Origin of the sequence: Pseudomonas cichorii, from assembly GCF_015471405.1 — a bacterium.
In the GTDB taxonomy this organism is placed as follows: domain Bacteria; phylum Pseudomonadota; class Gammaproteobacteria; order Pseudomonadales; family Pseudomonadaceae; genus Aquipseudomonas; species Aquipseudomonas serbiensis.
In genome coordinates, this window is the sequence record NZ_BLVZ01000012.1 from 73479 (window position 1) to 99295 (window position 25817).

Sequence of the window (25817 nt, forward strand, 5' to 3'; positions counted from 1 at the left end):
GTTCGGCTGGTTACCTGTGTTGATGCCGAACAGGGTGGGGTGAGTCACACCGCTTGCCGGATATTTTCAATTTTTTTACATCCATGCCGCGTTCGGCTTGATCTGAGGCAATTTTTACGATGTTCGGTTCAATGACCGGCAGAATTTCCTGACTGTAAAAACGTTACAACCTGTTTAATTACTTTTCGTTATGAGCGATATATTTAAACGGTACAAGGGTGTGTCAAATATTTGCTAATGTAACATTCGGGCTCGTCAACTTACTGTTTATAAAAAGATTTTAATCACTCTCTTCCACGTCGGGCGCCAAGGAAACCTAATATGCATGAAGCGGCCCAAACACGACGTCTGTTGATTGTTGATCCCAGCGATGATTGCCATCAGTTGATCCCTGTCTTGCAGGCTGCCGGATGGGCTGTGGACAGCAATACGCTGGAAGGGGCGCTTAACCAGCGTTGCGATGTTGGTCTGATTCGTCTCATGCCTGAGCATTTCGAGCACCCCGAAGCGGTCAAGGAACTGATTACCCGCAGCAACACCCAATGGATTGCGGTGCTTGCACCCAATGATCTGCGGCGCGAAAAGATCGGCGATTTTGTCTGTGAATGGTTTTTCGATTTTCACACCTTGCCTTTCGATGTGGCTCGCATGCAGGTCACGCTGGGTCGGGCTTATGGCATGGCACGTCTGCGTGTCCAGGGGGCTGCGCAAGTATCGAGCTCCGATCACGAGATGCTTGGCGAGAGCCGTCCTATCCGCGAGTTGCGTCGTTTGCTGGGCAAGCTGGCTCCCACTGAATCACCGGTGCTGATCCGCGGCGAGCGCGGTACTGGCAAGGAGCTGGTTGCGCGTACCTTGCACATGCAGTCGCAGCGCAGGAACAAGCCATTCGTTGCAGTCAATTGCGGCGCCATTGCCGAACATCTATTGCACACGGAGCTGTTCGGTTATGAGAAAGGTGCTTTCAACGGAGCCCAGGAGCGCAAGATCGGACGCATCGAAGCGGCGAATGGCGGAACGCTGTTTCTGGACGATATAGGCGATCTGCCCATGGAAACCCAGGCCCATCTGCTACGCCTGTTGCAGGACCGGCATATCGAGCGGTTCGGTGGTAGCGAAGCGATTCCCGTGGATGTACGGGTGCTGGCCGCGACCCATGTGGATCTTGAAACCGCCATCCGTAAAAAGCGCTTCCGTGAAGATTTGTACTACCGCCTGAATGTCTTGCAGGTCGGCACTGCGCCTCTGCGTGAACGACATGGTGATCTGGCCATGCTGGCCAATCATTTTGCGCATTTCTACAGTCAGGAAACCGGCAGGCGTGCCCGCAATTTTAGCCAGGACGCCCTGATCGCCATGGGCAAGCATGACTGGCCCGGCAATGTGCGGGAGCTGGCCAACCGCGTAAGACGCGGGTTGGTGCTCGCCGAGGGACGGCAGATAGAGGCCGCGGATCTTGGCTTGCTCGGTGAAGAGGATATTGCCAGCAGCATGGGGACGCTGGATGACTACAAGTCGCGAGCCGAGCGTCAGGCCTTGTGCGATGTGTTGACCCGCCACAGCGATAACCTCAGCGTTGCAGCCAAGGTTTTAGGTATTTCGCGGCCGACGTTCTATCGGCTGCTGCACAAGCATCAGATCCGCTGAGCCAGTCAGTAGCTGCGTGACGGCAGCCATTGCCTGCTCGCGGCGTGCGTCCCAATCACCCCCGATGACCTGATAGTTCTGCGCATGGCGATGCAGCCATTGCCGACTGTCCTCGAAAAATGCCTGTCGCTCGCTCAGTTGCGGCTGGCAACGTTGCCCGTCACTGATCCAGTCGACACCTTCAGGGGAAAGCAGCAGATGCAGGTCGTAGTGCCTGCTGAGCAATTGCTGCTCGATCCACTGCGGGCAATCACCGAACAAGGCCTTGCTCCAGAGCATGTTGCTCAGAAGATGCGTGTCGAGAATCAGCAGCGGCGGGGCGGTAGCACGGGCCGTGTCCTCCCAGGCCAGTTGGCCTTGGGCAATGTCGGGAATATCGCTGTAGACAGTGTCGCGACCTTGCTGCTCGATGAAATGGCGCACGTACTCGCCCACCAGCAAACCACCGAAGCGCTTGCTGATTTCCTGGGACAGCCAGCTCTTGCCGCTGGACTCGGGACCTGCCAGGACCAGGATTTTCATCGCGCCAGCGCCAGATCGTTGCGCCACTCACGCCAGCCTTGAACGGCCAGCAGGGTAAAGAGCCCATACAGCGCCGCGGTCAGGTACAGCTCCTTGTAAATGAACAGGCCGACGAAAATGACATCCAGCACGATCCACAGGGGCCAGCACTGGACCCGTTTTTGTGCCATCCACACTTGGGCAACCAGGCTGAAACCGGTCAGCGCGGCATCGAGCCAGGGCTGTGCTGCATCCGTGAAATGAGCCATGGAAGCACCCAGCACCAGGCTGATGACAGCACCGATTGCCAGGCCGCCCAGGACTGGCCCGCTCTGCAGGACCGTGACCGCCCGCACCGGCAAGCCGTTGCCGTGTCGGGTCCACTGCAGCCAGCCATACACCTGAAGACCGGCGTAGATCACTTGCAGCAGCATGTCCGAATAGAGCTTTACGTCGAAGAAGATCCAGATATAGATCACCACCATCACCAGACCAATTGGCCAGCACCAAGGGTTCTGCTTCACTGTAAGCCAGACTGCTATCACGCCGAGGACGGCAGCGAAGAGTTCAAGTCCGGACATGGCGGCTCCCTGAGTGTGGTTGGAATGGGTGGGCGCGCGATTGTAAGCGCTTATGCGCAAGACAGGGAGCCTTTGCACGCGCAGGTCTGCTAGCATCTCGGCGCTTTTAAGCATCCTCTTCAAGCATTGTTCAGGTTCGGATGCTCATAGTTACAACCTTTTTTGCAAAACAACACTAACGAGCGAGCCACAGGCAGCGCTTTATGGGGGAATGATGGATCTTTGGACCGCCGCTCAGGCGTTGATATTGGGTGTTGTCGAGGGGCTGACGGAGTTTCTGCCGATTTCCAGTACGGGGCATCAGATCATCGTTGCCGACTTGATCGGTTTCGGTGGTGAGCGGGCCATGGCGTTCAACATCATCATCCAGCTCGGCGCCATTCTGGCGGTGGTCTGGGAATTTCGGCGCAAGATTCTTGACGTGGTCATTGGCCTGCCCAAGCAACAACAGGCGCAGCGTTTCACCATCAATCTGCTGATCGCCTTCCTGCCTGCAGTTGTGCTGGGGGTGATTTTTGCGGACCTGATTCACCACTATCTGTTCAACCCCATCACCGTCGCGACTGCTCTGGTGATTGGCGGCGTGATCATGCTCTGGGCCGAGCGTCGCCAGCATGTGATACGTGCCGAAACAGTCGATGACATGACTTGGCGCGATGCCCTGAAAGTGGGGCTGGCGCAGTGTCTGGCGATGATTCCGGGGACTTCACGCTCGGGCTCCACCATCATCGGCGGCCTGTTGTTCGGTCTGTCGCGCAAGGCTGCGACCGAGTTCTCTTTCTTCCTGGCCATGCCGACCATGGTCGGGGCCGCGGTGTATTCGGGCTACAAGTACCGTGATCTGTTTCGCCCCGATGACTTTGCGGTGTTCGCGATCGGTTTCATCACCTCATTCATCTTCGCCATGATTGCCGTGCGCGGTCTGCTCAAGTTCATCGCTACGCACAGCTATGCGGTGTTCGCCTGGTATCGCATCGCCTTTGGCCTGTTGATCCTCGCGACCTGGCAGTTTGGCTGGATCGACTGGGCAGCGGCCAAGGCATGACCCTGCCTCGGCAGCGTTCTTCGATTCAGAGACCGAGCGGGGGCAGGGCGCCGGTTCAGGGATTGAACCTCAAGGTCTGCATCCTTGTGCTGTTGTGCGCGATGCCTGCTTATGGCGCGGGCATGTTGTGGGCCAGGTCAGGCAGCCCCTTGGTGCTCGCGGCTTATCTGGTCGTCAGCCTGCTGGCGTTTCTGCTTTACCGGCACGACAAGCGTCAGGCCGGTAACGGCGGCTGGCGCACCCCGGAGAACATTCTGCACATGGCCGAACTGTTCGGCGGCTGGCCCGGGGCTTTGCTGGGCCAGCAGGTTTTCCGGCACAAGACACGCAAGCTGTCTTTCCAGATGGTGTTCTGGCTGATTGTGCTGGGGCATCAGTTGTTCTGGATCGACCAGCTGTTTCTCGACAGCGGTTGGTTCAAACCCTGGCTGTCACAGCTTGAGCGCTACCTGCAGGCGCTTCGGTAGCTTGCTGACCACCAGTTGATGCGAGCGGGTGAGCAAATCCCTGATTTCATCGTCGCTCAACACATGGGGCTGCTGGACACTGATCCAGTGGGCCCTTGCCAGATAAGGTGCCGGGCGGATACCGGGCCGGTCGACGTAACCCAGAAACAGCTCCGGGTGGACCTTGAAAGACAAACCCTGACCGGCCAGGTCCATCACCGCGAACATCTTCTTCTCGGCAACTGAAAACACCCTTACGCCGCCCCATTTATAGTCTTCCCGGGCTCCCGGCAGGTTCAGGCAGAAGCGTGCGATTTCTTCGGTTTGCATGGTGTTTGTGGTCCTTGCTTCTAAGGTGTTCGATAGTCGCACGAATAATCCATCAGCGGATTGTTTGCCCATGCGTCTGTGTCTACTGTGCATCTTTTGTTTTGTTCAGGAGCCTGGAATGTCTGCCGTGCAACTCGCTGAGGGTGAACTCAATTATCTGCTGGAAGGCCCGGCCGATGCACCGGTACTGGTGCTGTCCAATTCTCTGGGCACTGATCTGCACATGTGGGATGCGCAGATTCCGGCGTTTACCCGGCATTTTCGTGTGTTGCGCTACGACACACGTGGCCATGGCCGCTCGCTGGTCAGCGAAGGCCCTTACAGTATCGAGCGCAATGGGCGTGATGTGCTGGCATTGCTGGATGCGCTCCATATCGACAAGGTGTCTTTCTGTGGCCTGTCCATGGGCGGGCTGATCGGCCAGTGGCTGGCGATCAATGCTCCCGAGCGTCTGGAGCGTGTGGTGCTGTGCAATACCGCATCGAAGATCGGCACGCCTGAGGTGTGGAATCCGCGTATCGAAACCGTGCTGCGCGATGGTCAGGCCGCGATGGTTGCTTTGCGCGATGCCTCGATTGCCCGCTGGTTCACGCCTGAGTTCGCCGTTGCCGAGCCTGCACAAGTCGAGACCATTGTCGGCATGCTGGCGCAGACCTCGCCTCAAGGCTATGCCGCCAACTGCGCTGCCGTGCGCGATGCCGACTTCCGTGACCGGATCGCTTCGATCAGCCTGCCGGTTCTGGTGGTCTGTGGTACCCAGGATGCCGTGACCACGCCTGCGGACGGGCGCTTCATGATCGAGCGTATCCAGGACGCGCAGATGATCGAGCTGCATGCGGCGCATCTGTCGAACGTCGAAGCGGGGGAGTTGTTCACGCAACCGGTGCTGGCATTTCTGAACGACGAATAAACGCTACCGGCAGAATCCATGAACTCCACAGCCCGTGCATTGGCTTGCGCCGGGCTGTGGAGTTTTTGCTTTCCATACGCGGCAAGTTGAAACCTTGACAGCTTCCTTACAGGTAAGCGTGGCTGACCGGCAGTAAAATGGCTCCAGCCGGAATACAGACGTCCTCCCGATAAATAGTCTGGCCCGGCTTATGCACTATTTTCCATTCAAAGACTCTCATTTCTGTGAGAGCAGGGGCGCTGGAGCATGAAGTTCCTCATGTGCGCATAAATGGATTGTTCAGGACTACAAAGGATGAGCCTTCAAATGGTACGTCTTTGTGCAGCGATGCTGGTTTTTGTGCTCAATGGCCTGATTTCAGTGCAGGCACAGGCGAGTGAGGATTGGAGCGCGGGCTTTCATGAGCTGAGCTTTCCCGACCCACTGGATTCGCAATTGATGCAGGCCATTGCTTTCTATCCGTCCACCGGATCGGAGCAGGTGAGCGCGATCCAGGGTTATCGGGTTGAAGCCGGTGAAGATGTGCCGATTGCCATGGGACGTTTCCCGTTGCTGTTGTTGTCGCACGGCAATACAGGCAACCCGCTGGCCTTGCATGATCTGGCGACGTCCCTTGCTCGCCAGGGCTTTGTGGTCGTTGCCGTGATGCACCCCGGTGATAACTATCGCGATCACAGCCGTCTCGGCAGCCTGAGCAATCTTTATGGCCGTCCGTTGCAGATTTCCGAAGCCATCAGCGCAGCCTTGCTCGACCCCATGCTGTCGCCTTATCTCAATGCCCGTCAGGTCGGCGTGATCGGTTATTCGGCAGGTGGCGAAACCGCACTGATCCTCGCGGGTGCGCAGCCGGACCTCAAGCGCCTGCGCCAGTATTGTCTGGAGCGGCCTGATGATCGCGATGCCTGCAAGACCCGGGGGGAGCTTGTCGCTGACCGGGACGACTTGCATGCCCAGGCCGATCCGCGAGTCGGTGCGCTGATGCTCATGGCGCCCCTGAGCCTGATGTTCGGCCGCCATACCCTGAGCGAAGTTCATGTTCCGGTGCTGATGTATGCCGGTGATGACGATCAATTGCTACCAATCGACAAGAATGCAGAGGCTCTGGCGCGCAAGCTGCCGAAGGTGTCGGACTACAAGCTGCTGGCAGGCGCAGGGCATTTCGTGTTCATGGCCCCGTGCAGCGATGAACAACGCGCAACCATGCCGCTGTTATGCACTGACCGTGAGGGCGTGGACCGCGAAGATATCCATCGCAATCTCAGTGCCGAAGCGGTGCGCTTCTTCAGCAGTACATTGGGCTCCTCCGATGCCGATCGTTCCGGCATGCAGACGGCTCATCATCAATGGCCCGATTCACTGCTCCCTTCTGACAGCAGTCTCAGGTAATCACCAAACCCGCCGCTGGCCCTGGGGTCAAGGCGAGTGCTGGTGGTGACCTGTGGCCTGCAACTCCATGCGATACGGGCACCGCTGCGTTCCAGTTGGCGGACAAGATGTACGTCTTCATGGCAGGCCAGGAAAGGAAATCCTCCGGCCCGCAAATAGGCAGAGGCACTGACGCCCAGGTTGGCGCCATGAATGTGCCGATGCCCTTCGCGATGTTGATAGTGCTGTTCAAACAGCCTCTGTGCTGTGGCTGACAGGCCATTGTTCTGCATGGCGAGTGTGACCGTGCCGCAAACGGCGTCGGCATTCAGTGCCAGTTGCTCCACCAGCCAGTCTGTCGCCACATTGCTGTCGCCATCGGTGCTGGCCAGCCAGCGGGCGCCGTGGGCGAGCAGGTAACGTGCGCCTGCCGCCCGCGCCTGTCCGACATTGCGGGCCTTCAGGTCAAGGGTGATGACACCGTGTTCCAGGGCGATATCGGCCGAGTGATCGGTACAACTGTCCAATACCACCAGGATCGTGACGGGTTCGCCATTCAACCCTGGATGCCTGCTGGCCAGCAGCAGGCTTTCAAGGCAGGCACCGAGCAGTTTCTCTTCGTTGTGTACCGGGAGCAGGATGCCAATCATCTGAGTTTCTCCCGAGCTGCGACGGAGGTTTGATCATGACTCCAGAGGTCCAGCAGAAAGTCGGCTTCGTGATGACTGAACAGCCGGTGCGCCTGCAAGCGTTCGTCCAGAACCTGATGAACCCGATCGGCATTCAATGGGCAGCCCTCGATGTCGGGACGCCAATGACAGGCCAGCAATTGACCATCGGGTGTGAGCGAGGCAAGCGCGCAGTCGATCCATTGATGCAGGTCTTCGAGATCGAGGTAATAGCCAAGTTCGCTGAACACGATCAGATCGAACTGTCCCTCGGGCCATTGCTGTGGAAGGCGGGCGTGCAGCACATGGACATGGCTGAAAGACGCCAGGCGCTGGCGGGCAAGCTCCACAGCCAGGTTTGAGGTATCGCAACACAATAAATGTTCGCAGCGTCCGGCCAGTTCTGCGCTCAGTTCGCCATTGGCGCAGCCAGGCTCGAAAATTGAGGCATAGCGCTCATGGGGCAGGGCGGCGAGGGTCAGGGCGCGTTTGCGGCGTTCGTACCAGCGCTGCTTGAAAGCCCAGGGGTCGTCGTTGTCCCGGAAAAGCTCATCGAAATGCTGTTCGGTGACACTCATATGAAGATCACCTCGAAAGGTTGCAGCAGCCGTTCAAGTATTCCGGCAGGCAATATCGGGGAAAGCCCGATGTCCGGGTCGCCTTGCAACTGGCTGGCAAAGGCATGGGCAGCATGGCGCTTGCGGGCAATGGTCATGGGGTCCAGCAAGACCTTGCGGGCACGTTCCCAAGGCAGGCGGTCATCTTCCGGGCTTGCCCAGTGCCAGGCCCAGATCGGCACTTCGATGAGGGTGGCGCCTGCCTGGGCACAGGCGCGTGCGCAGGCGCGGCCTGTTGCTTCGTGATCGGCATGCCCGTCTTCGGCCCAGGTGGTGAACACCACATCGGTGGGCAGCAGGTAGCGTTCGATGAATTTCACCAGCTTTTCCTCCTGGGCGGCGACTGCGCCGTCATTGAAACCACCACGAATCCATTGCAGGCGATGCAGTGGCAGGTCGAGACGACGCAAGGCTTCGGCGCTTTCTTGGGGACGGATCACGCTCAGGCGTCCGGCGGGCCAGAGTTTCGAGCCGGGATGGCTGGCGCTGCCATCGGTGACCGATAACAGTTTCAGGCTCCGGTCCAGTTGCGCCAGTTGGCACATCAGGCCGCCACAGCCCAGTATTTCATCGTCTGGATGAGGGGCGACGATGATTGCCCGTGAGTGATGTGGTACCAGCAGGTCAGCGCTGATGACGGGTACTGCGGCCAGTTTCTGTGAGGCGTTCCAGGCTTTCAGGCTGGTGCCACAACCGGCTATCAGTTTCTTTTTCATGGCTGCCAGGCTGCACCCCATGGGCTATTCGATGCCTTGCTTGCCAATTGCCCGAGAATGGCGAGGTCTTTCTCGGCATGACTCTGGCGCAGGAAGACCGGCAGGTCGGCAATCAGGCGGGCAAAATGGGCGTCCTTGCAGTAAGGGGTTGCCCCTAGTGCCCGGCCCACATGATGAATGACCTGTTCGGCCGTGTGTTCGACATGGGCACGACAGCGTCGGGCAAGCTGTTCGGCATTGTCCTCCGGTGTCCGGTCCAGGCTGAGAGCGGCTGCCTGCAATAGCTGGCTGGCGCTGTACAAGGCAGTATCCACCGCCCCCAGATGTGCAAGGGCATGGGGTTCTTCGCTTTTACCGGCCTGCTGTAAAAGACGTTGTGCCAGTGCGCATGAAGCGCCGTACCAGCACGCCGCAATACCGATGCCGCCATGCCAGAAACCTGCGCGCGTCAGATACGCCCCAGGCGTGCCGACTGTCGACGCGGTGGCTTGCTCGAACTGAACCTCGATACTGCCGGTTGCGCCCATGCCGACTGCACGCCATCCGGAGGTTGCGATATGAATGCCGGGTTGATCGAGAGCCACAGCAACCAGTTGCTGGCGGTTTTCTTCATCCCAGGCGGTGATCAGGGCATGGCTCAAGACTGCCGCTCCCGAGCACCATGCCTTGCGGCCGTTCAGTCGAAGCGAGTCGCCCTTGCCGCTGACACTGACTCTGGCTGTGGGCGGTTCGGCAGCCCACATGCCCCAGGTCGTCCCGGGCTCGGGAATCTCCGCGCCCAGTTCCTGCATGATCGCCAGGGCATCGGTATGCCCTTCATAGAGTTTGCACAGCCCCAGATCATGAGCTGCCACACAGGCCAGCGCTTGCCAGCGCTCCAGAGTCTGGCCGCTTGCCGGCATCGGCAGGTGGTCGAGGCCTTCGCTCACCAATGCCCGCAAGCATTCGCCCAGCGCCTGCGTATCGGCATAGCCGTGCTTGCGCCAGTCGAGAAACTCCTTGAGTGCCTGAGTCATGACTGATCTTCGCGCTGTAGCTCAAATAGCAACAACGAGCGTGGGGTTACGGTGTAGCGGGAGCCGAAGTCGAATTTTTCCTTGCTGCGCAAATCTTCCTGATTGGTATCGATCAGGCAGGTGAAATGCGTGCCTTCAGGTACTTGCGGGAAGGTGAAGTCAACGCTTTCATGGTGGGCATTGACCACCAGCAGCAGGGTGGCATCGGCACCGGGACGACGGATTCCAGTTTCCTGGGCGCGGCCATCCATCAGCATGCCCATGCAGCGGGCCTGGCTGTCGTGCCATTGTTCGACGCTCATTTCATTGCCGTCCGGCGCCAGCCAGGTGACATCCTTGACGCCGATTTCTTCGTTGTAGTCGCCCACCAGAAAACGGCTGCGGCGCAGGATCGGGTAGCTTTGGCGCAGCTTGATCACGCGCTTGACGAACTTGAGCAGTGCCTTGCCATCGGAATCCAGATCCCAGTTGACCCAACCGATTTCGCTGTCCTGGCAATAGGCGTTGTTATTGCCATGCTGGGTTCGGGCGAATTCATCGCCAGCGACCATCATCGGAGTGCCTTGGGCCAGCAGCAGGGTGGCGAAGAAGTTGCGCATCTGACGCAGGCGCAACTGATTGATTTCCTGGTTGTCTGTCGGGCCTTCGACGCCGTGGTTCCAGGACAGGTTGTTATTGCTGCCGTCCTGATTGTTCTCGTCGTTGGCCTCGTTGTGCTTGTCGTTGTAGGACACCAGGTCATGCAGGGTGAAGCCATCGTGCGCAGTAATGAAGTTCACCGAAGCCTGAGGGCGACGTCCACGCTGGTTGAACATGTTGCCCGAGGCGGTCATGCGGCCGGCAAAGTCGGCAAGCTGATTGTCATCGCCTTTCCAGAATGCACGTACGGTGTCGCGGAACTTGTCGTTCCACTCCATCCAGCCTGGCGGGAAGCCGCCGACCTGATAGCCGCCAGGCCCGCAGTCCCAAGGTTCGGCGATGAGCTTTACCTGACGCAGGACCGGGTCCTGGCGGCAGGCGACCAGAAAACTGTGCCGCTCATCGAAGCCGTCGTGATAGCGGCCCAGAATGGTTGCCAGGTCGAAGCGGAAACCATCGACATGCATCTCCGAAGCCCAGTAACGCAGGGAGTCGGTGACCATTTGCAGCACGCAGGGGTGGCTCAGGTCCAGCGTGTTACCGGTGCCCGAATCGTTGATGTAGAAACGCTTGTCGTCGGGCATCAACCGGTAATAGGAGGCGTTGTCGATGCCGCGCATGGACAGGGTCGGGCCTCGTTCGTTGCCTTCGGCGGTGTGGTTGTAGACCACATCAAGAATGACCTCCAGCCCCGCGTGGTGCATGTGCGCGACCATTTCCTTGAACTCGGCGATCTTGCCGTGTGCCAGGTAGCGTGGGTCCGGGGCGAAGAACGCAATGCTGTTGTAGCCCCAGTAATTGGTCATGCCTTTTTGCAGCAGGTGCTGGTCATTGACGAAGGCGTGCACGGGCAGTAGTTCTACCGCGGTCACACCCAGCCTGGATATATGATCGATCACTTCCTCGACCATCAGGCCGGAGAAGGTGCCACGCAACTCATCCGGTACCGCCGGGTGGCGCATGGTGAAACCGCGCACATGGGTTTCGTAGAGGATGGTCTTGTCCCAGGGCGTACCGACCCGCTGGTCGCGGCCCCATGTGTAGGCCGGGTCGATGACCTTGCTCTTGGGCACGAAAGGCGCGCTGTCGCGCTCATCGAAACTCAAATCGCCGTCAGGGTGGCCGATGGTGTAACCGAACAAGGCTTCAGACCATTTCAGCTTGCCGACCAGTTGCTTGGCATATGGGTCGATCAGCAGTTTGTTATGGTTGAAGCGATGGCCATTCTGCGGGTCGTAAGGCCCGTAGACTCGATAACCGTAGATCAGGCCGGGGTGTGCATCGGGAAGGTAGCCATGAAAGATTTCATCGGTGTATTCCGGTAGCTCGATACGCTCCAGTTCTTCCTCACCGCTTGAATCGAACAGGCACAGTTCCACCTTGGTTGCATTGGCGGAAAACAGTGCAAAGTTGACACCCAGGCCATCCCAGTTGGCGCCGAGCGGGAAGGGCAGCCCTTCACGAATGCGGGAGGGTGAACTGGTCGTTGAAGTCTCGTCTTTTACGGTTTTGGACTTTGTATTCATGATTCTTTCCTGACGCGATGACTTTTCAGGCAGCCAGAACCGCTATCGAAACCCGGACGGCTTCAATACTGCTGAATAAAGATGCCGGAGTTGCCGCAGGTCGCGCCGTGATCTAGCGCGACATCTGCGGCAGTGGGCAGGTACAGGACCTGTAGCGTTTCAAGTCGCCGGTGGTTTACGTGGTTTCTTCGCCGCAGGCTTGGGCGGTTGTTCTGCCTGGGTAGGAGGTGACTTTGGTTTTGCAGCGGGCTTGGGTGCGGCGGCTGGTTTGGCTACCGGTGCTGCCTTGGCTGCCGGCTTGGAGGGCGCGGTTTTTGGCGTACCTCCATCGACCTTGGGTAACTTGGGCTTGTTGGCCTTGCTGGCACTGGTTTTATCCGGAGCCAGTGCTTCGGCTTCTGCCAGTTTGCGGGCCATTTCCCAGTGACGCTGTTCCTGCCCGGTGGGCTTCCCTTCCGATTCCCATATCTGATATGCAAATTCGCGGATTCTTTTTTCGTCGGCACTCATCTCGACACTCCCAGGTATTACATAGTTTGAATAAGCAGGTTTACAGAAAAATCCTTGAGCGCTGCACTGAGCTGTATTTCCCTGTCATTTATAACTACGACGTCAGAAAAGAGGCCCTTCCAGTCTGGATGTGAATCAGCGAACGGCAGAATGATTCGTGTATTTCCCCAATTGGCAGCATTAATGAATGGAGTTTGCGCAGTGCCCAATAGTTCACTGCTTGTGCGTGGAACAACAACAATGGCGCGCTCGCCCTCCCATACACGAGCGAAAGCCACTACATGCTCTGCGTGGCTGCCAGTCACTTGCAGGGGCAGATACTCCCCGTGACTGAACAGGCTTGAATGTTTTGCGCGCAGATTCAGCACCTGTGCGATCAGCGCCTGCTTGACTCTGCCGTCCTGCCAGTCGCTCAGCAGTTCGGGGGCCGGAACGGATTCAGCCAGGGCTCGCTCACGGGCCTTGTAGTCCACCGGGCGACGGTTGTCAGGGTCCACCAGGCTGAAATCCCAGAACTCGGTGCCCTGGTACAGATCAGGCACACCCGGTACGGTCAAGCGCAGCAAAATCTGCGCCAGACTGTTGAGTGCTCCGGCGACAGCGATGCGGTTGGCGGTCGCCCCCAGAGACTGGCGCAGCGCCAAGGCTTCAGGGGCCAGCAGCAGGCGCTGGAGAAATTCCCGGCAGGCGCCTTCATAGGCCTGATTGGGCGAGCCCCAACTGCTTTGCAGCTTGGCTTCACGCAGGGCTTTTTCCTGCCACTGAACCATGCGCTGAGCATAGGTTTCATGGGCTTGCTCACCTTCAAGATCAAGCGGCCAACTGCCCAGCAGCGCCTGATAGAGCATCAGCTCATCCCCCGCGCTGATGGTCGGGTCTTCACCTTTCAGCGCGATCGCCAGTTGTCGCCAGCGCTCGACTTGCTCGGCATACCAGTCTGCGCATTCGCTGAGCACGGCCAGTCGCGTGCGAGTGTCTTCGCCGCGTTTATGGTCGTGGGTCGCGGTCGCCAGCAGGTTGTTGGCAAACTTTTCGTGTCGCTGCTGGCATGCCTCATGAAAGGCTTCCACCGGCGCACTGAAGTGCTGGGGATGAAACCCTACGTCGTTGCGCGAAAGCAGCACTGCCGAGCGATAGAAGGCGGTGTCTTCCACGGATTTGGCTGCGACGGGGGAGGTCAGTTGCTGAAAGCGGACACAGGCTTTGCGCAGTTGATCGCGAAGGCGCCCGCGGGGCAGCTTTCGCCATGGCTCACCCCCTAGCCAGCGTTGCAGGTAATCCAGCACTGGCCAGTCACCTTCGTTGAGCGTCGTGCGGGCGCCTTGCATCGCCTGCTGAAAGAAACGATCGTCCTCTGGCGAACGGCCGCAGGCACTGATGTAGGTCCGGTAGATCGGGAAGTTCACCACCAGTGCCAGCAGCGCACGGCGAATGGCGCCAAGGGTCAGGTCGCGACTCATCAGGTCGCTGCGCGCTACTTGCAGCAGCGCCTGAGCAAGATTCTCGAAGTCGCCGGCCAGGGTGCCATGCAGCACCAGATCACGGGCTTGCAGCACCTCCTGATCGAAATCCGCACTGCGTTCTGTCAGTCGGCTCCAGAGTTCGGCCAGCGGCGCCTGGCCCTTGGGATCGTGTTGCAGCAGGGATACCTGATTCATGAACTCGTAACCGGTGGTGCCATCCACGCTCCAGTCATCGCGCAACGGTTCATCGGGGCCGAGGATCTTCTCGACGAAAATCGGCAGGTGGTCCAGCCGGGCGTGGGCAGGACGGTGCCTGAGCAGCCCTTGGACCCGACGATGCAGTTTACGGCCGTAGCCGCGAGGGTCGGCCAACCCGTCGATATGGTCGATGCGCAGACCGTCTACCAGACCCTCCTCGATCAACTGGAAAATCTTGCCATGGGTAGCCTCGAAGACCATGGGCCTTTCGACCCGCAGGCCACCCAGTTCATTGATGTCGAAGAAGCGCCGCCAGTTGATGTCATCGGCGGCGGTGCGCCAACTGGCCAATCGATAATGCTGGCGTTCAAGCAAGTGGTGCAGACGGTTGAAGCCTTCGCTTTCCCGTGAGTCGAACTGTGTAATTCCTTGCTCGATGGCTTGAAGTATTTCTGGGTTCCTGGCCATTTCAGCCAGCTCGGCCTTGGCTTGTCGGGCACGCTCGTAAGCCTGGGGGTACTGACTCAGTGCCGAAAAGCGCTGGCCCAGTTCGGTCAGTTGCGGATGCGCGCTGGCATGCAGCAACGGGCCGTAGGTCATTGGCGTGATCGGAAAGTGATGCTGATAGTGCTCGATATGAAACGAGCCGTTCTGCGCATTGAAACGCAACGCAACGTCCCCGGCTTGCAGCACCGCTCCGTAGTCGCTGCTCAGGAATGGCAGCAGCAACTGGCCTTCGAGCAGCGGGTCGGGGGAGTTCCACTGAATATCGAAAAAGCTGGCGTAAGGGCTGCCGCGCCCCCACTCCAGCAGATCGAGCCACCAGGGGTTGTCCGCACCGCCGACGGCCATGTGATTGGAAACGATATCGAGGATCAGGCCCATGCCGTGGGCGCGCAGGGCCTCTACCAGACGGCGCAGTGCCGGTTCGCCGCCCAGTTGCGGGTTGATGATGGTCGGGTCGACCACATCGTAGCCATGCATGGAATCGGCCCGCGCCTTGAGCAGCGGAGAGGCATAAATGTGGCTGATACCCAGGCTGGCAAAATAGGGCACCAATGGCACAGCGTCGTCGAGGGTGAAGTCCTTGTGGAACTGCAAGCGTTGAGTCGCGCGCAGGGGTTGCAGGGCAATACTCATCGGTCACGCTCCGCAGCTTGCAGCCGGGATTGGGACAGCAGCTCCAGCCTTCGTGCAGTGTCTTCATGGTCGAGCAAGGCGGCACTTTCTGCAGTGAAGCGCCGTCGCCAGTTCGGATGACTGTCGATGGTGCCGGGCAGGTTGGCCTGCTCATGAACGCCCAGAGCATCTTCCATGGGCAGCAGCACCAGCGGTGCGCGGGTATGGCCCAGATAGCGGATGCTGGCATCGATGATGCGACTGAAGTCTTCGGTGTCGGCGGGCAAGTTGTCGTTGTTCTGGCTCAAGGCACGGCGCAGGCTATCGTATTCACGGGCCCGTTCTTCGCGCCAATGGCGCTCGCTTTGTTCGTCGAGATGGCCCAGGCGCGAATGCCACTCGATATCCAGCTCGCTCAGCCAGCCCGTCAGAGTGGGCAGGTCGTGAGTGCTGGTCGTGGCCAGTGCTTCGTCCGACCAGTCGAGGATCGGTTTGAAATGCCCGTTGTTCTGTTCAAACAACAAGACGCGCATGCCCAGAATCGCACGGGCCGACAGTTTCTCATGCAGGCCTTCGGGGACTGTGCCCAGATCTTCTCCCAGCACAATTGCCTTGTGCCGCCAGGATTCGAGGCTCAGCAGGCGCAACATGTCGTCAAGCGGGTAGTTGAGGTAGGCGCCTTCGCTGGGCGGCGACCCCAGCGGCACGACCCACAGGCGTTGCAGGCCCATCACATGGTCGATACGCAAGCCACCGGCATGGGCGAAGTTGGCGCGCAGCATCTCGATGAAAGCCCGGAAGCCGTTGCGTTTCAGCCCATCGGGAGAGAAAGCCGAGATCCCCCAGCTTTGTCCTGAGCGATTGAGGATATCCGGCGGTGCGCCAACGGTCAGCGCCGACAGCAGTTCGTCCTGCCGACTCCAGGCCTGGCTGCCGGCGCCGTCTGCGCCCACTGCCAGGTCGGCGATCAGGCCAACCCTCATGCCACTGCTGCGTGCGGCAACCTGCGCACGTTCCAGGCTGCGAGTGATCAGCCACTGGGTAAAGGCATGAAAGCTGATCTGCGGGCCGTGGGCTGCGGCGAACAGGCCAATGGCGTCGCTGCGCGGGTTTTTCAGTTCGTCCGGCCACTCATGCCAATTGTCACTGATGCCCATGTTCGGGCACTCGGCGCGCAGGGCTTCAAAGCGACAATGGTTTTCCAGGGCTTCGCCGCCACTGTGGCGGAAGCTGTTGAAGTCTTCGTACAGCGGATGAGCACCGGTACTGAACGCTTCATAGAGTTTATGAAGAGCTTTCCACTTGGCACTGGCGGCCGCTGGCCAGTCGATCAAGGGCAAGTCTTCCAGACGCTTGAACTCATCGCTCACACCGGCATCTTCAACGGCCTGACGCCAGGCTCGCTCGCCGAGGATCATGCCCGGCGAAGCGTAGAGACTGTTGAGGAACAGGCGGCTTGAGGGGGAATAAGGGCTGTATCGGTGCGGGTCGCTGGCGAACATGGCGTGGATGGGGCTGATCGCCAAGGCGTCGGCACCCCGTTCGCCGGCCGAGCGCACCAGGGCTTCAAGCGCCTGGGTGTCGCCGAATCCGCCATCGCCTTCACGACGGAGGCCATATAGCTGCACTGTCAGCCCCCATGCGCGGGGCACACGGACATCGGTTGCCATGGCCATGCTGAAGCAGGCTTTGGGGGCTACGGCGATGGTCAGGTGCTGGCCGGCGATATCCAGTTGCTGATAGCCGATGGTTGCCAGTGCTGGCAACTGCGCATTGGCGGTCAGCCTGGCAGCCAGTCGTGAACCGTCTTCCAGATGCAGGACGAAAGGTGTCTCAGGCTCGAACCATTCGGACAGGTCCAGATTGCTGCCATGGTCCACCGTCAGCAGCGGCGGGGCGCTGGCGCCGTGCATGGAGGTCTGCAATTGCAGCAGGCTGGCGTCGATGGTTTCGCTACTGTCTGCCGGGTGTCCGAGTGCCTCGAGAACCTTGCGCAATACCTGCGGGCTGACCGTCTGCGGTCGACCATTGGCGTCGACCCAATGCACAGACAAGCCTGCTTCAGTGGCAAGTCTCTCCAATTGCTCATTGCTCATCCTGTTCCTCCAGAACATCACTTGCTGTCAGGCTGACAATGGCCGTGTAAGGATTGAGGGTGCCTCGTCGGGAAAGTTCTACCGGATGTTGCTGAGTGGCAAAGAGAAGCGTAGCGCTATCCCGTTCGGGTGCCACTGCCGGATGCTCGCCGAGATTCAGATCGATGCGCAGGACACTGCCATCACCCATGCGCCAGCGCGCACTGACCGCGCCATCGCCCAGCACGTCGCAACCCAGTGCGCGGGTGCCCGGCAGGCGCGGGACGATGTGGTCGTGACGAATGCCCAGCAGTTGTCGATAGAGCAGCAGCCAGCTTTGATGGTCGCTGCCTTTGTCGGTTTCCAGTTCGATGGCATCGAAGGCGGGGCGAGAAGCTGTGAAGGTTTGCGGGTCGTTGGGGTCGGGGATGTGCTCTCGGCGCTCCTCGTCGGCAAAGGCTGCGAAGTCGGCGAATTCGTTTCGTCGCCCCTCGCGAACGGCGTCGGCCAGCTCGCCGTGGTGGCTGGTGAAGAACAGGAAAGGTTCGCTCGCACCCCATTCATCGCCCATGAACATCAGCGGGATCATTGGCGACAGCAACAGCAGCGCGGTCGCCGCCTTGAGCGCAGGGGCAGGGCAGAGCCGGGTCAGGCGCTCACCCAGGGCGCGATTGCCGATCTGATCGTGATTCTGCAGGAACAGGACGAAGGCACTGGGTTCGAGGTGCCCGCTGGGTTCGCCACGGTTATGGCCGTGCCGGGTTGCTTCGCCCTGATAGACGAAACCTTCGCTCAGCAGACGAGCCAGCTTGTGGGTCGGCTCTTGAGCGAAGTCCGAGTAATAGGCATCGGTTTCACCGGTCAGCAGGACATGCAGGGTGTTGTGCCCGTCATCGTTCCACTGGGCATCGAAGCCTTGTTCAAGCAGCCTTGCCTGATTGAATTCGTTTTCCAGGTTCAACCAGACATGCCGGTCCTTGTCGATGTGCTGGCGCACGCGCCGGGCAAACTCTGGCAGAAAGGTGTCGTCCTTGATGGCATGTACGGCGTCCAGGCGCAGCCCGTCGAATCGATATTCGAGCAGCCACATCAGGGCATTGTCGATGAAGAAGTTACGAACCTGCGGCCGACGAAAATCGATGGCATCGCCCCAAGGCGTGTTCACATCGCTGCGAAAGAAGTTTTTGGCGTAGCTGCCCAGATAGTTGCCGTCCGGGCCGAAGTGGTTGTAGACCACATCCAGAATCACCATCAGGCCATGGCCGTGGGCCGTGTCTATCAGGTGCTTGAGCTGTTGCGGGGTGCCATAGGAGGATTGCGGGGCATAGGGCAGTACGCCGTCGTACCCCCAGTTGCGATCACCGGGGAATTGCGCCAGCGGCATCAGTTCGATGGCGGTGACGCCCAGTTCTGCAAGCCGGGCCAGATGTGTCTCTACTGCGGCATAACCGCCCAGTGTGCCGACATGCAGTTCATGGATCACAGCCTCGTGCCATGGGCGACCGAGCCAGTGTGTGTGTTGCCACTCATAAGCCTGATGATCGACGACGATGCTTTGTGAATGCACGCCATCGACCTGGGCGCGGGAGGCCGGGTCAGGCACCTCCAGCGCCTTGTCGATTCTGTAGCGGTAGCGAGTGCCCGCCTTGCAGCGGGCATCGATAACGAACCAGCCGTCCTCGCGTGCCGACATGGCCAGTGACTGGCCATTGTCCAGCTCGACGCTTACATCTTTGGCATCCGGTGCCCAGAGGGCGAACCGGGTGTGTTCGGGGTCCAACAAAACGGCACCGTGGCACCAGCTATCGTCTGTACGCACAAGCATCCAGTGACCCCTTCTCCTCAATAGTAAGTCGAAACACCTGCATTCTTTTTCAGCAGGTCCTGATAAAGCTCGGCATAGGGTTCTACAGCCTGTTGCCAGTTGAACGGCGCTGCCATGGCGCGGCAGCGCATGGCATTGAGCAATTCATGGTTGGCGAAAACCTTGAAGGCACGATTCAACGCTTCGGTGTAGCTCTCTACGCTGGAATCATCGAACAGAAAACCGGTAACACCATCTTCTATCGTGTCTGCCAGGCCGCCGGTATTGCGAGCAACCGGCAGTGAGCCGAAACGCTGGGCGTACATCTGGCTCAGGCCGCAAGGCTCGTAGCGGGATGGCATCAGCAGGAAATCGCTGCCGGCAAACATGCGGCGCGCATCGGTTTCGTTGAAGCCGATACGGACACTGATTCGCCCCGGAAAACGTTCGGCCAGGGCGCGCATGGCATCCTCTTCCTCCGGTTCGCCACGGCCGATGATCGCGATTTGTCCGCCTTGATTGACGATGTGCTCTGCTACGCCGATGGTCAGGTCCAGACCCTTCTGGTACACCAGCCGCGAAACCACGGCGAACAGCGGGCCGCTCGAAGGATCCAGCTCGAACAGCTCGCGAACGTAGTCGGCGTTGATTTCCTTGCGCAGCCACTCGTTGGGTGCGAAATGGCAGATCAAGTGCTCGTCGGTACTGGCATCCCAACTGGCGTCGATACCATTGGGGATACCACTGAGCTGGCCTTTGTCGGCCTTGCTTTGCAGGAAGCCTTCCAGGCCGCAGCCAAAGTCGGGAGTCGTGATTTCTCTGGCGTAGGTCGCGCTGACCGTTGTGATATGGCTGGCGTAGGCCATGCCGGCCTTGATGAAGGACAGCTTGCCGTAGAACTCCATGCCGTCGCTGCTCAAGGCTTCGTCCGGAATACCCAGTTCACGACTCGAACCTGTACTGACTGTGCCTTGGTAGGCCAGGTTATGAATGGTGAAAATGCTTGGCGTGGTCTGCCCGCGCCAGCGCATGTAGGCGGGGGCCAGGCCGGCAGGCCAGTCGTGGGCGTGGACCAGCTCCGGGCTCCACTGGCTTTTTACCGCGCCAGCGGCGAAGTCGGCCGCCGCCAGCCCCAGCCGGGCGAAACGGATATGGTTGTCGGACCAGTCGCGGCCGTTGGCGTCGCCATAAGGCGTACCTTCACGCTCGTAAAGTTCAGGGCAGATCAGTACATAGATGACCAGACCGTCCTTCATGTCCATACGCCCGATCTTGCAGGCAGGCAAGGCGGCATAGCCTCCCAGCTCACTGATCACATGGATCGGGTTACCGCTGTTGAGCACTTGCGGATAGCCGGGAATCAGCACTCGTACATCATGCAGATGACGCATGGCGCGTGGCAGGGCGGCAGACACATCGCCCAGGCCCCCGGTCTTTACCAGATCAGCCAGCTCCGAAGTCACGAACAGCACTTTGCGTCTGTTGACCGGCGATAGGGTGGGCTGTGTAGTTGAAGGGGGTAGTTGAAGCTGTGGAGCAGGGGTTGTAGCAAATGATGGTAGATGAGTCAGCTCGTTGGCCAGCTGATTAAAACTCTCTCCCTTCTGGGTTTTGACCGCGGCGCTAATCATCGTTTTCTCCCATTCAACACAGTGTTGGTGCAGCAGTGATGTTTTTATGAGCCATTCCCTATGGCTGACGATATGCACTACGCAAGATCAGTACCTGTTTATGCCTTGCGCAGTGATGGAGCGTGGTGATGAGACCCAATGCTTATTGGTCAGCCAATAGCATAGGCGCTCTATTGAGATGACCCACCCGTTTTGGAGAAGTTTCGACTTTTTTACGGGGAAATGTCTGGCATGGGCATTAGGCGTAGATAACGCTGGGGCCGCGGGAGCCCGAAGAGGCAAGGGCGCGTCTTTTTGGTGCGGGCTCAGGAGCAGGAAAAGGGTGTCGTGACCGGTCGTCGGATTGCCGCAGCCACCGTGCTGATTTCAGCGAATTCAATGACAGATGCAATGATTTTGCGCACTTTTCTGGTGGGAAACAGGCTGTATGCCTCTTCCAGGTGCATGGGGCGTTTTATCTTTGGGCGTCCGAGGAAATTTCCTACATTCATGTTGGAACATTTTGGGGTGAGGCGCGATAGAATCGGCCTCCGTTGGCTTGCCTTTGTGCATGCTTGCCGGTGGAATCAAACTGTGTCGACGTATTGAAGAGGTTGGAAATGGAAGCCCCAGAGGTGCTGGTACTGCAAGCGAGCTATACCAATCCGGTGCATGCCGAAGCGATTGGGTTCGTCTTGAATCACTATGCCGAAGATGTCATGGGTGGTGGCGAGTCATTATCGGCTGATACCCGTCAGCAACTGGCAATCGAACTGGCCAAGCGACCTCATGCCTTCAGTGTCCTGGCTTTTATCGCTAACGAGCCGGTAGGGCTGGTCAACTGCTTCGAGGGGTTTTCGACTTTTGCCTGTCGCCCGCTGGTGAATATCCATGACGTTGCTGTGCTGCCCCAGCATCGTGGCCTGGGCATCTGTCAGAAAATGCTCGCCAAGGTCGAGGAAATTGCACGTCAACGTGGTTGCTGCAAGCTGACACTGGAAGTACTGGAAGGTAACGAGACGGCGCAGCGCGTGTATGCAAGGCAGGGTTTTGGCGGCTATCAGCTCAACCCTGAAATGGGTCGTGCGATGTTCTGGCAGAAAACGCTTTAAGCTACGCTCATCGCGGGCAAGCCAGATATCAGGCTTGCCGCTGAACGTTCAGGTCGGGGCGGGGGTCTAGCTGATCAGGCTTGCAGGGCTGTGCCGGGAGCGGACAGCTGGGCTTGCTGCAGAAGCAGGCTCAAGTGAGCTACTTTGCTGAGTAACTGTTCACGCTCTTCTTTGAGCGCACGCAGTTCATCGCGACGGATAGTGACGTACAGGGTTTGTGGTGCAAGTGCTGGTAGTACAGTGCCCATTGCTCACCTCGCAAATGGCGGATTCAACGTCGGAAAGACCTCTGCATTGACAATCGTTCCCTGAATCGCCACTGCTTGTCTCTCTATCGGCCCTGATTTTGATTTCTTTTGCGTTAAATTGGAACTTTTTTATTTTTAATTGTCGCGAACCTTTCCCGTTAACGACAAAATGCACTATCGGGTGGCAGATGTGCCGCCATCCCCGCTCTGGGGAACCGATGCCAGAGCTTTCTTGACTAACCAGCATGTGTCACTGAATCAAGTGCTGGATCCGAGAAAGTGAGGCACCTTTTTACAGATTGAGGAGCACCTTTTCATGCAACTTGGGATTGTTGGGCTGGGCCGCATGGGCGGCAATATTGCACGGCGACTGATGCTCGATGGCCACAGCACTGTGGTCTATGACCGCGACGAAGCCTTGCGCAATACCCTGGCCAACGAAGGTTCGACGCCTGCCACCGACCTCGCGTCACTGGTAGCTGCACTTGAGAAACCACGTGCTGTCTGGGTCATGCTGCCGGCTGGTGCTCCAACCGAAGACACCATTCAGGCCTTGAGCCAGTTGCTCGAAGCCGACGATGTGATCATCGATGGCGGTAACACCTTCTACAAGGACGACATCCGTCGTGCCCAGGAGCTGACCCAGAAAGGCCTGCATTACATCGATGTCGGTACTTCCGGTGGTGTCTGGGGTCTGGAGCGTGGCTACTGCATGATGATTGGCGGCGAAAGCGCCATCGTCGAGCGTCTGGACCCGCTGTTTGCAACCCTCGCTCCGGGCTATGGCTCGATCGAGCGCACCAGGGGCCGCACTTCCAGCGATGACCGCGCCGAGCGTGGTTACATTCATTCAGGCCCGGCCGGTTCCGGTCATTTCGTGAAGATGATCCACAACGGTATCGAATACGGAATGATGCAGGCTTTTGCCGAGGGCTTCGATCTGCTCAAGCAGAAGAACTCCGAGCACTTGCCGCCCGAGCAGCGTTTCGACCTCAATACCGCTGATATTGCCGAAGTCTGGCGTCGCGGCAGCGTGGTTTCGTCCTGGCTGCTGGACCTGACCGCCGATGCCCTGGCAACTGATCCGCAACTGGATGCGTTCTCCGGTTCCGTGGCCGACAGTGGCGAAGGCCGCTGGACCATCGAAGCCGCCATCGAGCAGGCTGTTCCGGTCCCGGTATTGTCCAGTGCGCTCTTTGCACGCTTCCGTTCGCGTCAGACCAGTTCCTACGCCGACAAGATGCTTTCCGCCATGCGCTTCGGGTTCGGTGGTCACAAGGAACCCAAGTAATGGGCCTGTCACGCGGCAAGTCCGCACAAAAGGCTGAGGTCGCTCCGGCTACGACACTGTTTCTGTTCGGTGCTCATGGCGACCTGGTAAAGCGTTTGCTGATGCCGGCGCTTTACAACCTGGCGCGTGACGGCCTGGTGGACGAAGGTCTGCACATTGTCGGTGTCGATCACAATGCGATCAGTGACGCCGACTTTGCCCTCAAGCTGGAAAACTTCATCCGCCAGGAGGCCGCCAGCAAGGTGGCCGAGGCGGGTGGAGAGGCGCTGGACGCTGCGCTCTGGGGCAAGCTGGCCAAGCGCATCAGCTATGTGCAGGGCGACTTTCTCGACGATTCGACCTATCAGGACATCGCCGGCAAGATCGAGAGCAGCGGCACTGCCAACGCCGTTTTCTATCTTGCCACGGCGCCGCGTTTCTTCAGTGAAGTGGCCTCGCGCCTCGGCTCTTCAGGCCTGCTGACGGAAACCGAAGGTGCTTTTCGCCGGGTCGTGATCGAAAAGCCGTTTGGCTCCGATCTGGCCAGTGCGGTTGAGCTCAATGCCTGCCTGCTCAAGGTCATGAGCGAAAAGCAGATCTACCGGATCGACCATTATCTGGGCAAGGAAACGGTGCAGAACATTCTGGTCACCCGTTTCTCCAATGCCTTTTTCGAGTCGTTCTGGAACAACCATTACATCGATCACATACAGATTACTGCGGCTGAAACCGTGGGCGTTGAAACCCGCGGCAGCTTTTACGAGAACACCGGGGCTCTGCGCGACATGGTGCCCAATCACTTGTTCCAGTTGTTGGCCATGGTTGCCATGGAGCCTCCGGCGGCGTTCGGCGCCGATGCAGTGCGGGGCGAGAAGGCCAAGGTCATCGGTGCGATTCGCCCATGGAGCAAGGACGAAGCGCTGGCCAACTCGGTGCGCGGCCAGTATGGGCCTGGCCGTGCAGGCGAGCGCGACGTTGTCGGTTATCGCGAGGAGGAGCGGGTCGCCGCTGACAGCACGACCGAAACCTATGTTGCCCTCAAGGTTCTGGTCGATAACTGGCGTTGGGTCGGGGTGCCGTTCTATCTGCGGACCGGCAAGCGCATGAGCTCCCGCGACACCGAAATCGCCATCTGCTTCAAACCGGCACCTTATGCCCAGTTCAGGGATACCGAGGTTGACCGGCTCAAGCCCAACTATCTGCGGATCCAGATCCAGCCCAACGAAGGTGTCTGGTTCGACCTGTTTGCCAAGCGTCCGGGGCCGACCCTGGAAATGGAAGACATCGAACTGGGTTTTGCCTACAAGGACTTTTTCGAGATGCAGCCATCGACCGGCTACGAAACCCTGATCTACGACTGCCTGACGGGCGACCAGACGCTGTTCCAGCGTGCCGACAATATCGAGAATGGCTGGCGTGCCGTGCAGCCGTTTCTGGATGCCTGGGCCGAGAAGCCCGAGGTGCAGTTGTACAAGGCCGGTGAAGACGGGCCTGCTGCTGCCAGGGATCTGCTGACCCGCGATGGACGTGAGTGGCGCCAGATCGATGATTGAGCGCGAGCAGCCACTTATCCGCTTCATGATGTCTGATATCGACGGCACCTTGCTGCTACCCGACCACAGCCTCAGCCCGGTGACGGTCGATGCAGTGAAGCGGCTGCGCGATGCCGGAGTTCATTTCACCCTGGCAAGCAGCCGTCCGCCACGGGCCATGCGGCAGATTATCGAAGCCCTGGGCGTCGAACTGCCGACCGTAGCCTTCAATGGCGGCGCGATTACCCATCCAGATGGAAGCCTGCTGGCGGCCTATCGTATCGATCGGGACGCTGCGCGCACTTGCCTGGAGCTGTTTGCTGCTCAGGAGGTCGCGGTCTGGGTTTTCGCCGATGACCAATGGCTGTTGCTTGACCTTGACGGCGCCTATGTCGATCACGAGCGTCATGCGCTGGGCTATGAGCCGCTGCTGGTGGACAGTTTCGAGCCATATCTGGACCGCATCGACAAGATCGTGGCCTCCAGTACCGATTTCGGCTTGCTTGAAGTGCTGGAAAATCGCCTCAACCCGTTGATTGAGGGGAAGGCGCTGGCGGCGCGTTCGCAGTCTTATTACCTCGATATCACGGCGGTAGCGGCCAACAAGGGCGAGGCTCTGGCAACTCTGGCCGAGTATCTGGGAGTGGAGCTTGAACATACGGCTGCTATTGGTGATGGCGGCAATGATGTCGCCATGTTCCAGCGGGCCGGGTTATCCATTGCCATGGGCCAGGCCGATGCCAGTGTGCAGGCCCGGGCCGATGAGGTTACGGCCAGCAATCTGCAGGATGGGGTGGCTCAGGCCATCGACCGTTACATCTTGCCACGCTGAGGTTTCTGTTCCCGGCGAGGCTTCACAATAGGACGGA

23 protein-coding genes are annotated in these 25817 nt (G+C 59.1%); 9 read left to right on the forward strand and 14 right to left on the reverse strand.

The window, feature by feature from the left end; genetic code table 11:
• Window positions 1-321 precede the first annotated feature (321 nt).
• Window positions 322-1647: a sigma-54 dependent transcriptional regulator gene (locus tag JL015_RS19340; protein ID WP_201019571.1), complete on the forward strand. Its 1326-nt coding sequence runs from the start codon at window positions 322-324 to the stop codon at window positions 1645-1647.
• Here JL015_RS19340 and JL015_RS19345 read toward each other — a convergent pair.
• Together JL015_RS19345 and pnuC are read right to left on the reverse strand one after the other, a co-directional pair.
• Window positions 1591-2169 (reverse strand): AAA family ATPase, encoded by a 579-nt coding sequence (locus JL015_RS19345; protein WP_201019572.1) that lies wholly within the window; start codon window positions 2167-2169, stop codon window positions 1591-1593. The two genes, JL015_RS19340 and JL015_RS19345, sit on opposite strands and share 57 nt — an antisense overlap.
• Window positions 2166-2729, reverse strand: a complete 564-nt coding sequence (gene pnuC, locus JL015_RS19350; protein WP_201002083.1) for a nicotinamide riboside transporter PnuC — start codon at window positions 2727-2729, stop codon at window positions 2166-2168. The genes JL015_RS19345 and pnuC overlap by 4 nt, the downstream gene beginning before the upstream one ends.
• Window positions 2730-2943: 214 nt before the next feature.
• On the opposite strand from pnuC, the gene JL015_RS19355 reads away from it, so the two are divergent.
• Together JL015_RS19355 and JL015_RS19360 are read left to right on the forward strand one after the other, a co-directional pair.
• Window positions 2944-3774, forward strand: a complete 831-nt coding sequence (locus JL015_RS19355) for an undecaprenyl-diphosphate phosphatase (protein WP_201019573.1) — start codon at window positions 2944-2946, stop codon at window positions 3772-3774.
• Entirely contained in the window at window positions 3771-4241 is a 471-nt protein-coding gene (locus JL015_RS19360) for a DUF1294 domain-containing protein (RefSeq protein ID WP_201019574.1), read from the forward strand. Before JL015_RS19355 ends, JL015_RS19360 begins: the two co-directional genes overlap by 4 nt.
• Here JL015_RS19360 and JL015_RS19365 read toward each other — a convergent pair.
• Entirely contained in the window at window positions 4206-4550 is a 345-nt protein-coding gene (locus tag JL015_RS19365; protein ID WP_201019575.1) for an MmcQ/YjbR family DNA-binding protein, read from the reverse strand. The two genes, JL015_RS19360 and JL015_RS19365, sit on opposite strands and share 36 nt — an antisense overlap.
• Window positions 4551-4668: 118 nt before the next feature.
• Between JL015_RS19365 and pcaD the strand changes: the two genes are divergently transcribed.
• A complete protein-coding gene (gene pcaD, locus JL015_RS19370; RefSeq protein WP_201019576.1) occupies window positions 4669-5460 on the forward strand; it encodes a 3-oxoadipate enol-lactonase in 792 nt (263 codons plus the stop codon).
• A 306-nt stretch (window positions 5461-5766) separates the two neighbouring features.
• Window positions 5767-6846, forward strand: coding sequence for an alpha/beta hydrolase family protein (locus JL015_RS19375; protein WP_201002409.1), 1080 nt, complete (start codon window positions 5767-5769; stop codon window positions 6844-6846).
• On the opposite strand, the gene JL015_RS19380 is transcribed toward JL015_RS19375, so the two are convergent.
• From JL015_RS19380 to glgA, 10 genes are all read right to left on the reverse strand, one after another.
• Window positions 6801-7475: a glycosyltransferase gene (locus JL015_RS19380; protein ID WP_201019577.1), complete on the reverse strand. Its 675-nt coding sequence runs from the start codon at window positions 7473-7475 to the stop codon at window positions 6801-6803. The two genes, JL015_RS19375 and JL015_RS19380, sit on opposite strands and share 46 nt — an antisense overlap.
• Entirely contained in the window at window positions 7472-8071 is a 600-nt protein-coding gene (locus tag JL015_RS19385; protein ID WP_201019578.1) for a class I SAM-dependent DNA methyltransferase, read from the reverse strand. The genes JL015_RS19380 and JL015_RS19385 overlap by 4 nt, the downstream gene beginning before the upstream one ends.
• Window positions 8068-8826 carry a PIG-L deacetylase family protein gene (locus JL015_RS19390; RefSeq protein WP_201002098.1) on the reverse strand — a complete coding sequence of 253 codons (759 nt, stop codon included), beginning with the start codon at window positions 8824-8826 and terminating at the stop codon, window positions 8068-8070. The genes JL015_RS19385 and JL015_RS19390 overlap by 4 nt, the downstream gene beginning before the upstream one ends.
• Window positions 8823-9842: an acyl-CoA dehydrogenase family protein gene (locus tag JL015_RS19395; protein WP_201019579.1), complete on the reverse strand. Its 1020-nt coding sequence runs from the start codon at window positions 9840-9842 to the stop codon at window positions 8823-8825. Before JL015_RS19395 ends, JL015_RS19390 begins: the two co-directional genes overlap by 4 nt.
• Window positions 9839-12007: a glycogen debranching protein GlgX gene (glgX, locus tag JL015_RS19400; protein WP_201002102.1), complete on the reverse strand. Its 2169-nt coding sequence runs from the start codon at window positions 12005-12007 to the stop codon at window positions 9839-9841. Before glgX ends, JL015_RS19395 begins: the two co-directional genes overlap by 4 nt.
• Window positions 12008-12166: 159 nt before the next feature.
• The gene (locus tag JL015_RS19405) at window positions 12167-12517 is read right to left on the reverse strand and encodes a DUF2934 domain-containing protein (RefSeq protein ID WP_201002104.1); all 351 of its coding nucleotides are present in this window, start codon (window positions 12515-12517) and stop codon (window positions 12167-12169) included.
• A 17-nt stretch (window positions 12518-12534) separates the two neighbouring features.
• The gene (locus JL015_RS19410; protein WP_201019580.1) at window positions 12535-15318 is read right to left on the reverse strand and encodes a malto-oligosyltrehalose synthase; all 2784 of its coding nucleotides are present in this window, start codon (window positions 15316-15318) and stop codon (window positions 12535-12537) included.
• The gene (gene malQ / locus JL015_RS19415) at window positions 15315-17393 is read right to left on the reverse strand and encodes a 4-alpha-glucanotransferase (RefSeq protein WP_201019581.1); all 2079 of its coding nucleotides are present in this window, start codon (window positions 17391-17393) and stop codon (window positions 15315-15317) included. Before malQ ends, JL015_RS19410 begins: the two co-directional genes overlap by 4 nt.
• Complete coding sequence (gene treZ, locus JL015_RS19420; protein ID WP_201019582.1) at window positions 17383-19197, reverse strand: malto-oligosyltrehalose trehalohydrolase; 1815 nt, start codon at window positions 19195-19197, stop codon at window positions 17383-17385. The genes malQ and treZ overlap by 11 nt, the downstream gene beginning before the upstream one ends.
• Before the next feature lie 17 nt (window positions 19198-19214).
• A complete protein-coding gene (gene glgA / locus JL015_RS19425) occupies window positions 19215-20807 on the reverse strand; it encodes a glycogen synthase GlgA (RefSeq protein WP_201002112.1) in 1593 nt (530 codons plus the stop codon).
• Between the two features lie 599 nt (window positions 20808-21406).
• Here glgA and JL015_RS19430 point away from each other — a divergent pair.
• Window positions 21407-21898 carry a GNAT family N-acetyltransferase gene (locus tag JL015_RS19430; protein ID WP_201002114.1) on the forward strand — a complete coding sequence of 164 codons (492 nt, stop codon included), beginning with the start codon at window positions 21407-21409 and terminating at the stop codon, window positions 21896-21898.
• A 74-nt stretch (window positions 21899-21972) separates the two neighbouring features.
• Here the strand turns inward: JL015_RS19430 and JL015_RS19435 are convergent, their stop codons facing one another.
• A complete protein-coding gene (locus JL015_RS19435; RefSeq protein ID WP_201002116.1) occupies window positions 21973-22146 on the reverse strand; it encodes a DUF6026 family protein in 174 nt (57 codons plus the stop codon).
• Between the two features lie 316 nt (window positions 22147-22462).
• On the opposite strand from JL015_RS19435, the gene gnd reads away from it, so the two are divergent.
• The 3 genes from gnd to JL015_RS19450 are packed head-to-tail and all read left to right on the forward strand — an operon-like array spanning window position 22463 to window position 25780.
• Entirely contained in the window at window positions 22463-23437 is a 975-nt protein-coding gene (gnd, locus tag JL015_RS19440) for a phosphogluconate dehydrogenase (NAD(+)-dependent, decarboxylating) (protein ID WP_201019583.1), read from the forward strand.
• Window positions 23437-24969 carry a glucose-6-phosphate dehydrogenase gene (gene zwf / locus JL015_RS19445; RefSeq protein WP_201019584.1) on the forward strand — a complete coding sequence of 511 codons (1533 nt, stop codon included), beginning with the start codon at window positions 23437-23439 and terminating at the stop codon, window positions 24967-24969. The genes gnd and zwf overlap by 1 nt, the downstream gene beginning before the upstream one ends.
• Window positions 24962-25780: an HAD family hydrolase gene (locus tag JL015_RS19450; RefSeq protein ID WP_201002411.1), complete on the forward strand. Its 819-nt coding sequence runs from the start codon at window positions 24962-24964 to the stop codon at window positions 25778-25780. The genes zwf and JL015_RS19450 overlap by 8 nt, the downstream gene beginning before the upstream one ends.
• The last annotated feature ends 37 nt before the right edge of the window (window positions 25781-25817 follow it).

What these genes read in the sequence shown, in the direction of transcription:
- JL015_RS19360 (WP_201019574.1), top strand. Translation starts at nt 3,771, where the DNA reads ATGACCCTGCCTCGGCAGCGTTCTTCGATTCAGAGACCGAGCGGGGGC.
- JL015_RS19355 (WP_201019573.1), top strand. Translation starts at nt 2,944, where the DNA reads ATGGATCTTTGGACCGCCGCTCAGGCGTTGATATTGGGTGTTGTCGAG.
- JL015_RS19450 (WP_201002411.1), top strand. Translation starts at nt 24,962, where the DNA reads ATGATTGAGCGCGAGCAGCCACTTATCCGCTTCATGATGTCTGATATC.
- JL015_RS19395 (WP_201019579.1), bottom strand. Translation starts at nt 9,842, where the DNA reads ATGACTCAGGCACTCAAGGAGTTTCTCGACTGGCGCAAGCACGGCTAT.
- JL015_RS19380 (WP_201019577.1), bottom strand. Translation starts at nt 7,475, where the DNA reads ATGATTGGCATCCTGCTCCCGGTACACAACGAAGAGAAACTGCTCGGT.
- JL015_RS19345 (WP_201019572.1), bottom strand. Translation starts at nt 2,169, where the DNA reads ATGAAAATCCTGGTCCTGGCAGGTCCCGAGTCCAGCGGCAAGAGCTGG.
- gnd (WP_201019583.1), top strand. Translation starts at nt 22,463, where the DNA reads ATGCAACTTGGGATTGTTGGGCTGGGCCGCATGGGCGGCAATATTGCA.
- pcaD (WP_201019576.1), top strand. Translation starts at nt 4,669, where the DNA reads ATGTCTGCCGTGCAACTCGCTGAGGGTGAACTCAATTATCTGCTGGAA.
- JL015_RS19385 (WP_201019578.1), bottom strand. Translation starts at nt 8,071, where the DNA reads ATGAGTGTCACCGAACAGCATTTCGATGAGCTTTTCCGGGACAACGAC.
- zwf (WP_201019584.1), top strand. Translation starts at nt 23,437, where the DNA reads ATGGGCCTGTCACGCGGCAAGTCCGCACAAAAGGCTGAGGTCGCTCCG.
- JL015_RS19375 (WP_201002409.1), top strand. Translation starts at nt 5,767, where the DNA reads ATGGTACGTCTTTGTGCAGCGATGCTGGTTTTTGTGCTCAATGGCCTG.
- JL015_RS19390 (WP_201002098.1), bottom strand. Translation starts at nt 8,826, where the DNA reads ATGAAAAAGAAACTGATAGCCGGTTGTGGCACCAGCCTGAAAGCCTGG.
- JL015_RS19340 (WP_201019571.1), top strand. Translation starts at nt 322, where the DNA reads ATGCATGAAGCGGCCCAAACACGACGTCTGTTGATTGTTGATCCCAGC.
- JL015_RS19435 (WP_201002116.1), bottom strand. Translation starts at nt 22,146, where the DNA reads ATGGGCACTGTACTACCAGCACTTGCACCACAAACCCTGTACGTCACT.
- malQ (WP_201019581.1), bottom strand. Translation starts at nt 17,393, where the DNA reads ATGAGCAATGAGCAATTGGAGAGACTTGCCACTGAAGCAGGCTTGTCT.
- glgX (WP_201002102.1), bottom strand. Translation starts at nt 12,007, where the DNA reads ATGAATACAAAGTCCAAAACCGTAAAAGACGAGACTTCAACGACCAGT.
- treZ (WP_201019582.1), bottom strand. Translation starts at nt 19,197, where the DNA reads ATGCTTGTGCGTACAGACGATAGCTGGTGCCACGGTGCCGTTTTGTTG.
- JL015_RS19410 (WP_201019580.1), bottom strand. Translation starts at nt 15,318, where the DNA reads ATGAGTATTGCCCTGCAACCCCTGCGCGCGACTCAACGCTTGCAGTTC.
- JL015_RS19430 (WP_201002114.1), top strand. Translation starts at nt 21,407, where the DNA reads ATGGAAGCCCCAGAGGTGCTGGTACTGCAAGCGAGCTATACCAATCCG.
- pnuC (WP_201002083.1), bottom strand. Translation starts at nt 2,729, where the DNA reads ATGTCCGGACTTGAACTCTTCGCTGCCGTCCTCGGCGTGATAGCAGTC.
- JL015_RS19365 (WP_201019575.1), bottom strand. Translation starts at nt 4,550, where the DNA reads ATGCAAACCGAAGAAATCGCACGCTTCTGCCTGAACCTGCCGGGAGCC.
- JL015_RS19405 (WP_201002104.1), bottom strand. Translation starts at nt 12,517, where the DNA reads ATGAGTGCCGACGAAAAAAGAATCCGCGAATTTGCATATCAGATATGG.
- glgA (WP_201002112.1), bottom strand. Translation starts at nt 20,807, where the DNA reads ATGATTAGCGCCGCGGTCAAAACCCAGAAGGGAGAGAGTTTTAATCAG.